This window comes from Candidatus Clostridium radicumherbarum (assembly GCF_045310525.1).
Lineage (GTDB): Bacteria > Bacillota > Clostridia > Clostridiales > Clostridiaceae > Clostridium_AT > Clostridium_AT radicumherbarum.
Genome location: NZ_JBJHZY010000001.1, coordinates 1,314,566 through 1,327,539, shown reverse-complemented (window position 1 = coordinate 1,327,539; position 12,974 = coordinate 1,314,566). Strand labels below are relative to the sequence as shown.

At 32.0% G+C, this 12,974-nt stretch carries 8 protein-coding genes; 1 reads left to right on the top strand and 7 read right to left on the bottom strand.

The window, feature by feature from the left end; genetic code table 11:
* Positions 1-14 precede the first annotated feature (14 nt).
* The 6 genes from recQ to ACJDUH_RS06255 all read right to left on the bottom strand — a co-directional run bounded on the left by recQ (position 15) and on the right by ACJDUH_RS06255 (position 9,657).
* Positions 15-2,201, bottom strand: a complete 2,187-nt coding sequence (gene recQ / locus ACJDUH_RS06280; RefSeq protein ID WP_406764301.1) for a DNA helicase RecQ — start codon at positions 2,199-2,201, stop codon at positions 15-17.
* A gap of 179 nt (positions 2,202-2,380) precedes the next feature.
* Positions 2,381-4,117 carry an NADH-dependent [FeFe] hydrogenase, group A6 gene (locus ACJDUH_RS06275; RefSeq protein WP_406764300.1) on the bottom strand — a complete coding sequence of 579 codons (1,737 nt, stop codon included), beginning with the start codon at positions 4,115-4,117 and terminating at the stop codon, positions 2,381-2,383.
* A gap of 16 nt (positions 4,118-4,133) precedes the next feature.
* Positions 4,134-5,927 (bottom strand): NADH-quinone oxidoreductase subunit NuoF, encoded by a 1,794-nt coding sequence (gene nuoF / locus ACJDUH_RS06270; RefSeq protein WP_406764299.1) that lies wholly within the window; start codon positions 5,925-5,927, stop codon positions 4,134-4,136.
* A gap of 124 nt (positions 5,928-6,051) precedes the next feature.
* A complete protein-coding gene (locus ACJDUH_RS06265) occupies positions 6,052-6,453 on the bottom strand; it encodes a (2Fe-2S) ferredoxin domain-containing protein (RefSeq protein ID WP_406764298.1) in 402 nt (133 codons plus the stop codon).
* A 40-nt stretch (positions 6,454-6,493) separates the two neighbouring features.
* Positions 6,494-7,003, bottom strand: a complete 510-nt coding sequence (nuoE, locus tag ACJDUH_RS06260; RefSeq protein ID WP_406764297.1) for an NADH-quinone oxidoreductase subunit NuoE — start codon at positions 7,001-7,003, stop codon at positions 6,494-6,496.
* A 185-nt stretch (positions 7,004-7,188) separates the two neighbouring features.
* A complete protein-coding gene (locus tag ACJDUH_RS06255) occupies positions 7,189-9,657 on the bottom strand; it encodes an ABC transporter substrate-binding protein (RefSeq protein ID WP_406764296.1) in 2,469 nt (822 codons plus the stop codon).
* 260 nt (positions 9,658-9,917) lie between these two features.
* On the opposite strand from ACJDUH_RS06255, the gene ACJDUH_RS06250 reads away from it, so the two are divergent.
* Complete coding sequence (locus tag ACJDUH_RS06250; protein ID WP_406764295.1) at positions 9,918-10,235, top strand: hypothetical protein; 318 nt, start codon at positions 9,918-9,920, stop codon at positions 10,233-10,235.
* 105 nt (positions 10,236-10,340) lie between these two features.
* Here the strand turns inward: ACJDUH_RS06250 and ACJDUH_RS06245 are convergent, their stop codons facing one another.
* On the bottom strand, positions 10,341-12,953 hold the full coding sequence (locus ACJDUH_RS06245) for a dynamin family protein (RefSeq protein WP_406764294.1): 2,613 nt from the start codon (positions 12,951-12,953) through the stop codon (positions 10,341-10,343).
* Positions 12,954-12,974 lie beyond the last annotated feature (21 nt).

Sequence of the window (12,974 nt, the reverse complement as noted above, 5' to 3'; positions counted from 1 at the left end):
CCTTAGTCATTTACTTAATTAGCTTCTCTTTTTAAATCAAAATTCTTTATAATAACTGCTCTTATTTTATCAAAGCTTATATCCTCAGGCAGCAGCTTCTTAATAGGGGTAAGTTTCTCAAAACCAACCTCATTAGCTGCTTTAAGTATTAGCATCTCTTCTTCTTCAGTAAACATTTCTTCAAAATCGATTGAAATACCTTTAAGTTTTTCTTCTCCAGCGCATTTCTCAAGGTGAGACAAAATTGTAACTAAAGTTAGCCCTCTTTCTTTTGCTATATTCCTTATGCTTTTCCCTTCCTTAAGCATATTTAACGTTACATCATGGGTTTTTGTTTTTAATCCTTCAATGTTTTCTTTCAGTGGAAGTTTTTCCTTGGATTTACCTGCCTTAATATCTCTTTCAAAGGTCCATGTTACTGCTATATTGTTTTCAACTATATAATCTTTTATATGATTTATGAATATTTCTCCATATCTTTCATACTTTACTTCACCAACCCCGGAAATATCTCTCATTTGTTCTTCAGCTTCAGGAAAGCGTCTACTCATTTCACTTAAGGTAGCATCTGAAAATATATAATAAGGAGGTACTCCTTCCTTAACAGCGATTTCTCTACGCACTGCCCTTAATTTTTCAAATAGACTGTTATCTGAAGATACCTTTTTAACTTTTGTCAATTCTTTTAATATTACCTTTTCCTGGCCCTTAAGTATTTTCATGGATATAGTATTTAATATTACCGTAGGAAATTCACCTTCCTTTAGGGATATATATCCATGTGAAATAAGGGTGTTAATGAAGCCAGCTACATATTCCTTTGAGCAATCCTTCATTATACCATAGGTAGACAATTCATTAAATTTATATTGAAGGACTTTCTTTTGTGAGGATCCCCTAAGTACATCCACAATTACATTAACACCAAAATCTCTTTTCATCCTATATATACAAGATAGTACCTTTTGGGCATCAATGGTTTTATCAACCATTTCTCCATCGCTTAAACAGTTGCTGCAGCTGCTGCATTCAGTGTATTCAACCTCTTCTCCAAAATAATTTAAAATATATTTTCTAAGGCAACCATTATGATGTACAAAATCCACCATACTTTGAAGCTTTTTATACTCATTTGTTCTTCTTTCAGGTGATTGGATACTTGTTTCGATTAAATACTTTTGAGTCATAACATCTTGGGGTGCAAACATTAAAATACAATCGCTTTTTTCACCATCTCTGCCTGCTCTTCCTATTTCCTGATAATAAGATTCTATATTTCTAGGAAGGTTATAGTGAATAACATATCTAACATTTGATTTATCAATTCCCATACCAAAAGCATTAGTAGCTACCATTACATTAGTTCTATCATAAACAAAGTTTTCCTGATTGTTTTTTCTATCCTCATCGGATAATCCTGCATGGTATTTACCTGCATTTATATTATTTTCAATTAACTTCTCATATATGTTATCTGCTTCTTTTCTAGTGGAAACATATATTATTCCTGAGCTATCTAAGTTTTCCTTTATATATTTTAATAAATAGCTGAACCTATTTGAAATTTTTATAACATTTATATTTAAATTTTCCCTATCAAAGCCTGCAACAAAAACATTTGGGCTATCTAATTTCAGAAGCTTAACTATATCCTCTCTAACTTCCTTTGTTGCAGTAGCTGTAAATGCAGTAATAAGTGGTCTAGTTTTAAAAATACTTATAAACTTAGGAATATATCTATAGCTCGTTCTAAAATCGTGACCCCACTGGGAGACACAATGAGCTTCATCTATGGCTATTTGGGATATATTCAAATTTTTTATAAGCTCACAAAAATCAACTGACTCTAATCTTTCTGGAGCTAAATACAAAATTTTTATTTCCTTATTACTAAGCTTTTCTAAGATTATACTTATTTTATTATTAGAAAGGGTACTGTTTATATAAGCAGCATTTATTCCTAAATCTACAATATTATCCACTTGGTCTTTCATAAGGGAAATGAGAGGTGAAATTACTATTGTAATACCTTCAAAAAGTACAGCAGGTACCTGATAACATATTGATTTACCGCCACCTGTTGGCATAATTGCTAAAGTGTCTTTCCTCTTTAATATACTTTCTATAACTGGTTTTTGAGACTCTCTAAAGTCCTTATATCCATAATACTTTTGTAATGCCTCTATTGCCTTATCTATCATTAATTTCACTCCAGTTCTATGCATTAGCTATTATTATAGACAAACATATGTAATTTATTGTTGTATCGTTTATCTAATATTATAAAGCATTTCTAACTACAATTATAGACATTATTGGCTTGTTTAATAATCTTGAATTCAAAAAAAGCTATCTCTTAAAGTGAGATAGCTTTTTTATATTAGAATTTTTCCCTCTCTATATAGGTTGTATGCAATAGTTCATGGCTTAGATAACTATTTGGTTTTTCTAAAAATTCTTCATAGAGTATTTTAATAAATGGATTTTCATGGGATTTTCTAATTGGCAGTTCTCGATCTTCCTCATATATTGCCTTTGATCTTAGTGCTTTAATATCTATTTGTTCCTGGGTTCTAGAACTAAGTATTGGCTGACCTCCACCAGTGATACAACCTCCAGGACATGCCATAACTTCTATAAAATCAACTTTAATTTCCTTGTTTTTTACCCTTTTTAATAGTTCCCTTGCATTTTTAAGACCATGTGCCACAGCCGTTGTTACAGCAGTACCATTACCTAGCTCAGTTTTTGCAATTTTGATACCTTCATTGCCTCTTAAAGCATTAAATTCTATCTTATCTAAAGGCTTACCGCTAGTAATTTCAAAGACTGTTCTAAGGGCTGCTTCTGCAACACCACCAGTAGCTCCAAATATCACTGCTGCTCCAGTTGATTCTCCAAGTGGACTATCAAATTTTTCATCTTTCAATTTGAAAAAATCTATTCCAGCTTCTTTAATCATCTGTGCAAGTTCTCTTGTAGTTAGAATATAATCCACATCCTGCATATTGTCTTTTGATAATTCTTCTCTCTGACCTTCAAATTTTTTGGCTGTGCAGGGCATTACAGATACAACTACTACATTTTTGGGATTAACTCCAATTTTGGCTGCATAATAGCTTTTAATTAAGGCTCCTTCCATTTCATGAGGAGATTTGCAAGTTGATAAATTTTTAAGCATTTCAGGATAAAATTGTTCTACAAACTTCACCCAGCCTGGGCAGCAGGAGGTCATTAAGGGAAGATTTTCTCCATTCTCCAGTCTCTTTATTAATTCTGTCCCCTCTTCCATGATTGTTAGGTCTGCAGCAAAATCTGTATCAAAAACCTTATAAAACCCTAATTTTCTAAGAGCTGCAACCATCTTCCCAGTAACTCTTGTTCCATAATCTAAGCCAAATTCTTCTCCTATAGCCACTCTTACAGCTGGAGCAGTTTGTACAATTACACATTTTTCATTATCACTTAAAGCCTTCCAAACCTTGTCTATATCACTTTTTTCACTGAGGGCCCCGACTGGACAAGCTACAATACACTGTCCGCAATTAATACAAACCGTCTCACCTAATGGTTTATCATATGCAGAGGCTACTTCAGTATAAAAGCCTCTATGAGAAAAACCTATGGCATTTACTGTTTGCACATTGGCACAGGTACTTATACATCTTCCGCAAAGTATACACTTTTCTGTATCTCTTATAATTGAGTGTGAAGACAGATCTATAGGTTTTTGTATTCTCTCTCCAATATAATTAATATCCTTCACATTTAGTTCCTTTGCTGCCCTTTGAAGCTCACAATTTTCACTCCTTATGCAGGTAGTACATTCTCTTTTATGATTTGAAAGTAAAAGTTCTACTACTAGCCTTCGTGCTTCCCTCACCTTTAAGGTGGTAGTTTTTATTTCCATATTATCTTCAGCCTTTAAGCTGCAGGAGGCTATAAGTTTGTTGTTAAGCTCTACCACGCAAATTCTGCAGGAGGAGCAGTTATTAACATCTTTTAGGTAGCAAAGGCTCGGTATATTAATTCCTATTTCTCTAGCAGCTTCTAGTACAGTAGTTCCCTTTGGAACTTCTACATAATTGTCATCTATCTTAAACTTAACCATTTCCATTTTATCACCACCTTTTCTATATCTTTTCTATAGCTTTAAATGGGCATTTATTTATACAAGCGCCGCACTTAATACATTTCATTTGATCTATATTGTAAGTATGTCTTATTTCACCACTTATTGCATTTACAGGGCATTGTCTTGCACAAAGGCTGCAGCCTCTGCATTTTTCAGAATTTATGCTGTATTCTATGAGTGCAGAGCAAACTCCTGCTGGGCATTTTTTATCTACAATATGGGCAATATATTCATCTTTAAAATATTTTAATGTAGAAAGTACAGGATTTGATGCAGTTTGACCAAGGCCGCATAAGGAAACCGACTTAATTTGCTTTGCTAAGGCTTCTAGTTTATCTAAATCCTCAAGTGTTCCATTACCAGAAGTTATTTTCTCTAAAATTTCAAGCATCCTTTTAGTGCCTATTCTACATGGAGTACACTTTCCACAGGATTCATCTTTAATAAAATCTAAATAAAATCGCGCTACATCTACCATACAGTTATCTTCATCTAATACTATCATACCTCCAGAGCCCATCATTGAGCCTAGGGCTGTTAAGCTGTCATAATCAATTGGTGTATCAAGATTCTCAGTTGTGATGCAGCCTCCTGAAGGTCCTCCTGTTTGAACAGCCTTAAAATGCTTTCCATTAGGTATCCCTCCACCAATATCATATATTACCTCCCTTAATGTAATACCCATTGGAACCTCAATTAAACCTGCATTAGTTATCTTACCACCAAGAGCAAAAACCTTGGTTCCTTTGCTATTTAATGTTCCAATACTTGAAAACCATTCATGACCTTTAAGCAGTATTTGAGGTATATTTGCTAAGGTTTCAACATTATTGATGACTGTAGGTTTTCTCCAAAGACCACTTACAGCTGGAAATGGTGGTTTTGGATTTGGCATTCCTCTTTTCCCTTCTATTGAGTTCAATAATGCTGTTTCCTCTCCACAGACAAAAGCACCAGCCCCCAGCCTTATTTCTATGTTAAAATTAAACCCAGAGCCTAATATATTTTCACCTAATAGGCCATAATCCCTGGCCTGATTTATAGCTATATTTAGTCTAACAACAGCAAGTGGATATTCAGCTCTAACATAAATAAAGCCATTATTAGAGCCTATAGCATAGCCTCCAATAATCATCGCTTCTATAACTGAATGTGGATCTCCTTCTAATATGGAACGATCCATAAAGGCCCCAGGATCCCCTTCATCAGCGTTGCAAATTATATATTTATCACAACTATCTTGTTTTGAAGCAAATTCCCACTTTAAACCTGTTAAAAAGCCGCCGCCGCCTCTGCCCCTTAAACCAGATCTTTTTAATGAATCTATAACCTCACTTGGGGTAAGCTTAGTTAATACCTTTTCCATAGCCTTATAACCTTCGATGGCTAGATATTCATCTATATTTTCAGGATCTATTAAGCCGCAGTTTTTAAGTGCAATTCTATTTTGTTTTTTGTAAAATGGAGCCTTATTTAAAGAGCTCACTGCATAATTCTCTAAGGACTCAAAATGCGCAAGTCTTTTAACTACTTTTCCCTTTACTAAATGTTCTTCTACTAGTTCCTTTATATCTGATGAGGTTACCTTACTATAAAAGGTTCCATCTGGATACACTATAATTATTGGTCCTAACTCACAAAGTCCTAGACAGCCAGTTCTTATTACTTCCACTTCATTTTCTATTCTATTTTTTTTAAGTTCAATCTTTATTTGATTTACAATATCCATTGAACCTTCTAAAGCACAGCCGGATCCGCTGCAAACAAGTATTTGAGCCCTAAATAGATCCATTTAACTTCCTCCTTTTAGTCGGAACACTGAGTAATTTAAGATTACTCGCTCCCGCTCGCAAATTACTCGTAAAAGTCCATTTAGGACTTTTACTTCCTTCATTTTGAAATTTATACTCCAATTCTTAGGTATCCAGTACAGTATAGTCATTTAAAACTTTTCCTTCTATAAGATGCATGGTATATTCATCAATAATCTTTCCGCCTATTACATGCTCATATATCATTCTTCTGGCTCTCGTAACATTCATTTTTACATAGGTTACCTTTTCTTTGCCCGGCATATATACCTCAACTACGGGTTCTAATTTGCAGATACCTATACACCCTGTCTGTGCTACAATTACATTATTAATGTCATTTCTTTTTAGTTCATCTATTATCGCATTCATAACTGGTTCTGCCCCGGCCGCAATACCGCAGGTTGCCATTCCAATTACAATTCTTGGATTCTTTCTGTCAATACCTGGGTTAATATTATCAAAGGTTTTTTTTCTAATTTTCTCAAGCTCTTCAATGGTTTTCATATTATACCTCCTTGCAATTCTTTGAGGTACACAACAATTATTAATTGCTGTGCTCCTTAATTAAATATTCATCTAGGATTCTTCTAATATCATCAAGTGTTACTTTTCCATAAACCTTATTATCGATTGTCATTACTGGGGCAAGTCCACAAGCTCCTAAACATCTTGTAGCTTCCAACGTAAACTTATTATCCTTTGTAGTTTCACCTATACCAATACCTAATTCTTGTGTTAATCTATTAATTAACAATTGACTTCCCTTTACATAACAGGCTGTACCTAAGCACACTCTTATAACATGTTCACCCTTTGGTACTAATGAAAAATAATGATAAAAGGTAGCTACTCCGTAAATTTCGGTCATTGGTATTTCAAGTCCCTCAGATACCAACCTTAAAGCCTCCTCTGGTAAATAGCCGTAAAGTTCCTGTATTCCATGAAGTACAGGTATTAGACCACCCTGGACTTCCTTATGTTTATCAATAATATTTAACACTTTTAGTGTTCTGTTATCTAGAGCACTTTCTGTACATTTGCAGGAATTTACCATAACAATCGCTCCTAACTTTGTTAATTTTTTAATTATCTTAATATCATAATATTAAAAATATTAAAAATATTCAATACTTTTAACAATTTTATTTTTATTTTAATAACGTCAAAAAAGGCTATGGTTATACAAATTAATAATGTATAACCGCAGCCTAAATATTATTGCTTTTTTTATATTTCTATTTAATTTTCCCTTAAAATATCTTCATATCTAACAATCCCTAAAGGACTTACTCTTGCTCCGATTACTCCTTCTTTTGATACACATCCAATTTGAGGATGAAATAGGAATATCCAAGGACAATCTTTTGCTATTATACTCTGAGTTTCCTTATACAATTGAATTCTCTTTTGAGGGTTTACAATTTCCTTTGCTTTATCCATAATGCTTGTAACATCAGAGTTATTATACCCAGTAAAATCTGTTGAATTAGCAGGATTAAACATAGGCTGAAGGAAGTTATCCATGTCACCAGTATCTGAAAGCCAGCGGCTTAAGAATAAATCACATCGGCTTAAAGCTTCTCTTGTATGATATTTATCAGGAGATATTTTTTCAACTATAGAATCAATACCAACAGCTTTTAAATCTTCAATAATACTACTAGCAAGCTTACTGAAAGTAGTTTCGCTGCTTTCATCTCTTATTAAGAATTTAATTTTAGAACTGCCCTGTAGTTTTCTAGAAATAATTTCTTTTGCAGCTCTAGGATTATAATCAAAGCCAGACAAATAGTTATTATCAACCATATTTGTAGGAAGAGGTCCTTTTGCTTCTTCACCTAATCCCCCAAGTATATTATTTATTATCTTTTTCTTGTCTATAGCCAAATTTAATGCTTTTCTAAGTTCAGCATCTTTAGCAAAAACTGAACTGTTCTGCAGATTAAAGCCTGCATAATATGTAGCCATTATACTTTTATAATTTATTTTAAGAGACTTATTAATTGATAAGGCATCTACTTGGGTTTTATTATCAATGGTAATAAAGTCACACTCATTATTCATAAAGCTTTCAACAGCTTTAGTACCGTCAAAATTTATTACAAGCTTATCTACATAAGGAGCTCCCCCATAATAGTCCTTGAATGCAGATAAAACACATTTTTCATTATCCATGCTGTCAAGTATATATGGTCCACAGCCAGTAAGTTTTCCTTTTTCAACATCTTCTTTAGCTAAAATAGAACAAACAGATTGTCCTAAATTAACTAAAAAGCCTGTATATGGTTTAGTAAGCTTAATAGATAACCTATACCTGTCCAGTATTTTTATTCCTTTAACTTCTCTTGTCTTACCTTGTAAAAATTCCGCTGCTCCCTCTATTTGATCTAAGAACCAACTGTTTGGTGACTTTAAGGCAGGGCTTAATAATCTTTCATAGGAGTACTTAATATCCTCAGAGGTAATTTCTCGTCCATTATGAAATTTGGCCCCTTTTCTGAGATTAAATACCCAAGTTAAATTATCTTCCTCTACATTCCAGCTTTTTGCTATTCCAGGAGTAATTTCACCTGTTGAGCCTATAAAAAGCATGGCGCCATTTAAATTATAAAGAATTTGTGCACTGTTAGTATCAAAAGCCATTTGAGGATCCTTTGTTAATGGTGCATCAGTTATGAAAGTTTTTACAAGCGTATCATTTTTTTCCGTTTTATCTATTTTTTCTAGAAGCTTCGAAGATATTGTTTGAAGGTCTTTTGATACATTTGATAACATGTTTAAAGAAGTTTTTGTATACTGGGTATTAAGTGATGCTGTTTCTACCATACCAAGAACTTTTTCTGATGTTCTATTCATGTCCTCAGTAGCTGTTATTATTCCCTCTAAGCTTTCTGTTTGCTTTGAAATTGCAACATTAATTTCTTCTGTAACACTGCTTGTCGTACCAACTGCATTAATTATATTATTAAATACCTTCATTGTATTATTTGCAATGTCAGTACCTTCAATTACTTTATTCATACTATTATCCATTGCCTTAATAGTCTCTTTTATGCTGTCATTTATTTCATCTATAGTAGCAGAAATCTGACCTGCAGAATCCACACTTCTTTCGGCTAAGTTTTTAACCTCTTGAGCAACTACCGCAAAACCTCTTCCTGCCTCACCAGCTCTTGCAGCCTCAATTGAGGCATTTAATGAGAGCAAATTTGTGTGATTTGCTATATCTTTAATAATAGCAAGCATATCATTTATATGTGCTGATTTAAGGTTTAGATCATTAACTACTTTTTTTGCTTCTTCTACAGATTTTTCTATTACTTTCATAGCCTCTATGGAGTTATTTACCGCTTCACTTCCACCTTTTGCAATATCCATTGTCTGCTCAGCTATTTGCCTTGAATTTTCCGTACTTGCAAATACCTCTTCAGCAAGAGCAGAGTAATTGCTTACTTCACTTACTACCTTCTCAATAGATCCCATTTGCACTTCAACGTTTTCAGCAATTTCATGGGTTAAAGATATTAGATTCTCCGCTGCAAAACCAGTTTCCTCAATTTTTTCATTAATTCTATCCACAATGCATTTTTGATTATGCTTTAATACAGCAATGCCTCTCTCACTTGTAATGGGAGCTGCTGCATTTATTAAAACTTTTTCATCTAGATTTTTTACTTGAATAGTCTTGTCCTTTTTAAATCCAAACATGTTATCACCTCATTTTAGAAATTTCTACTATAATTCTACAATATTTTCTAGATTCTTGCAAAATATTTATTCAAATAATGAAATAAATAATTCAAAATTCTAATATTTATTTATTTTCTAATTTAAGTTTAAAATAATTTAATTATTGAAAGAATATATTTATAAAATATACTTTATTAATCGTCTAAATTAAATTAGTATTTAATTTTACTTATAACTATTATATTTCACTTAATTTTTATAAAAAAAGGAGTTCTATTATGGAAATAGGTACAGAAATCTCATTAAAATGTCCGAAATGTGGAAGTTGTAATTTTGAGCTAATAAGAGAAGCTACTTATTTATACACTTATGACCTTGACAGCTTAGGAAAGGAATCCTGGCTAACTAATAATGAATCCTTCCCATTTCTATTTAATAACAGAGAACAGATTAAGGAATCGGAAACTTTAAAATGCAAAGAATGTTCTTCTACCTTTCCTTGCTCTTTAAATAAGGATAATAAGGAAATGAAACTAATAATTCTACAAAAGGCTATTAGATCTGACTTTCAGGAAAATCCTCAATTCTTAGGTTAAATTATAAACTTTGCCTCTATAAAAGAAGAAAAGCTATAGCATTAACCAAATTGCTATAGCTTAAATTCATGTATTACTTTACTTTTAAAGCTGCATATTCATAAATTATACTTGCTCTCTTCTTATGCCATTCCAGATATCACTAAATTCAGAAATCTTATCCTCAATTTGATCAAAAAATTGAAGTTTGGCATCCAAATAATTCATCTGTTCCTCCACATTCATCTTAGACATTGACAAGTCTTTTAACATATCACTAAATGTAATCTTGTACGTACTGGTAAGACTATCAGCAGCTTTATAAATTTGAGTTTTTAAATCTTCAATGCAATTTATTGTATTAACTTCTAAGGTGGTAAATAAATTTGAATACTCTCCTTGAACAGAACTCTTAATAGCCTCTATCCAATTACTTTTTATTTCATTAAGCTTCTTTCCATCAGTAGAATAAGTACCTATCTTATTTTCTAAAAAGTGATTCACGCATTTTTCTAAGAAATTCTCTTTAAAATCTATGCTATTTAATACATCCTCTTTGACATTTATACAATCAATATTTATAGAAGGAATTTTAACAAGAGATTTTCTATTAAAGGCATGATCAACCTTAGGTACAGTAATAATAAAATCCTTCAAATTATAATCTTTCTTAATTTTTTCACTGAAGGAATGAACTATTTCCTTTATAGCTGCGTCGCACTGTTTAAAATAATTCTCTTTTAGATCAATGTCAGAATTTATTGTATTAAGTATGTTCCCAATTAAAGCATTCAATTCTTCTTCAATTTCAGTATTATTAACTGAAAGATCAATACTAAAGCCCTTAGTTTTCATATCTCTCAAATCATCTTTATCCTTCATTCTAAGCCTCATAAAGAATCTGTCCAGCTTTTCTTCGTAAACATCACTAATGTCTTCTATGCTTGCTTGTCTTGATTCATATATTTTAGAAATTAAATCATCCTGAAGCTCTGTAAAAATTAAATTTTGGTTTATTTCCTTATCAATTAAGTCAAAGGTATCCATCATTTTTTGAAGCATGTTTTCAATTTCTTCTATTTCTTCCTGCTTTTCAATTTTTGCATCAATTATACTCTTAACTAAGTCTAGATTTTTAAGCCTTACAAACAATTCATCAATACTCCAGATAATTGATGAGTATAATTCAGTATTTGCCTTCTGAATAGCAACATAGGTTGTGTAATCCATTAACTTAGGTATGCCGCTTCTCTCCCTTAGAGTATTAAGACTTACATCATTTAAACCTTGAAAACATTCAAGCTTCTCAAGTTGATCATCAACAAAGCTTAAAACTGTCATCTGGTTTTTACCTATATATTTTCTCTTTAATTTTTTAAGTCTAAGTCTTAATTCATCACCGGAAAGCTGTGACATTCTCTTAGTTTCACCCAAATATTTTAATTCACTGCTGTCTAATTGAGATACCTTTATAATATCAAAATATGATCTAGCTGAGATTCCAAGTACTATAAAGCCACTGTAGCCCAGGCTATTTAACTTGCTCCTTAAGTAATCTAGAAATCTTACTACTGATTTATTTTCACATTCGCTCATATACATTTCATCCAGCTTATTTACTGCTACAATTAATGAATAAAACTTATCATGTTTTTCAAATTGAGTTTTAATATCTCTGAAAAACTCTTCTTCATCAGTAGTTAGATAATTTGAGTAATTAACTAAGAAAATTACCACATCTGATTTCTCAATCCACTTATATGCATTTCTCTTATGCATATTTATTCCTTGACTAGAATTATTAGCTCCTGCATAATTAGGCCCAGGGGTATCAATAATGGTAAAGGTGGCAAAGTCATTGCTGTCTTTTACATAGTGAATTTCCATGTCGTCAATTGCACTTTCCTCTTCTGAATTATTCTGAGCTTTCTTAAATTCATTATAGGTATATTTGTAAATTTCCTCAGGTGAGTCAAAATATAGATCCTCATCACCGTAAACTAAGCGGATTTGATCATTTATACTCTTTTTATAAATACAGGTATTAGGTGTAGGTAATTCTAGACTTGTAGGAGCATATTGTTCCCCAAGAAAAGAATTAACTACAACACTTTTCCCCGATTTTTTAGTCGCCATAACTGAAATATTTAAATTTCTTTCTTTGGCACTATCAAGATTAATTTTTATTTTATTAAGTATACTTATAATATTTTCCTTTTCAGAGGAAAGTTCATCTATTACTTCTATTTCATTTATTAAATCCTGGGCTTTAATTATTGATCTTCTCAATTTATAAAATCCAGATTTAAAGGCGTTTACTCTGGCTCTTTCACCTTTTTCTTTTTTCATTGTTACTTCAATATCTAAATTTAAGTAATTAAGAGCTTGAATAACGTCACTTAAAAAGTTTTTGTCTTCAGTATCAATAATAACTTGGTGAATATCAAGATCATATTCATTTAGCTCTTCAAGTAATTCACTAAAGGATGAAATATTATCCTTTTCAATAATATTAGTTTCAAGATTTCTAATCTTAACATCAATGTCATTAAACTCTATTTCTCTTGCTACTCTAAGAATGTATAGATAACATTCATCTATAGTAAGTTCTTCAATAAATTTATAGAGCTCCTTATTCTTGTCAATTATAAAAATAGGGTTGTCAAATGAATACCCTTCTAAAACACTTTGAATATATGATGAATCGGATTTTACTCCATTTATCTTAATTACCTTCATAACTAAGCCCCCTATCTTAAA

Bases quoted from the DNA above. Each gene is read 5' to 3' on its own strand.
- recQ (WP_406764301.1), bottom strand. From the start codon at position 2,201: ATGATAGATAAGGCAATAGAGGCATTACAAAAGTATTATGGATATAAG.
- ACJDUH_RS06275 (WP_406764300.1), bottom strand. From the start codon at position 4,117: ATGGAAATGGTTAAGTTTAAGATAGATGACAATTATGTAGAAGTTCCA.
- nuoF (WP_406764299.1), bottom strand. From the start codon at position 5,927: ATGGATCTATTTAGGGCTCAAATACTTGTTTGCAGCGGATCCGGCTGT.
- ACJDUH_RS06265 (WP_406764298.1), bottom strand. From the start codon at position 6,453: ATGAAAACCATTGAAGAGCTTGAGAAAATTAGAAAAAAAACCTTTGAT.
- nuoE (WP_406764297.1), bottom strand. From the start codon at position 7,003: ATGGTAAATTCCTGCAAATGTACAGAAAGTGCTCTAGATAACAGAACA.
- ACJDUH_RS06255 (WP_406764296.1), bottom strand. From the start codon at position 9,657: ATGTTTGGATTTAAAAAGGACAAGACTATTCAAGTAAAAAATCTAGAT.
- ACJDUH_RS06250 (WP_406764295.1), top strand. From the start codon at position 9,918: ATGGAAATAGGTACAGAAATCTCATTAAAATGTCCGAAATGTGGAAGT.
- ACJDUH_RS06245 (WP_406764294.1), bottom strand. From the start codon at position 12,953: ATGAAGGTAATTAAGATAAATGGAGTAAAATCCGATTCATCATATATT.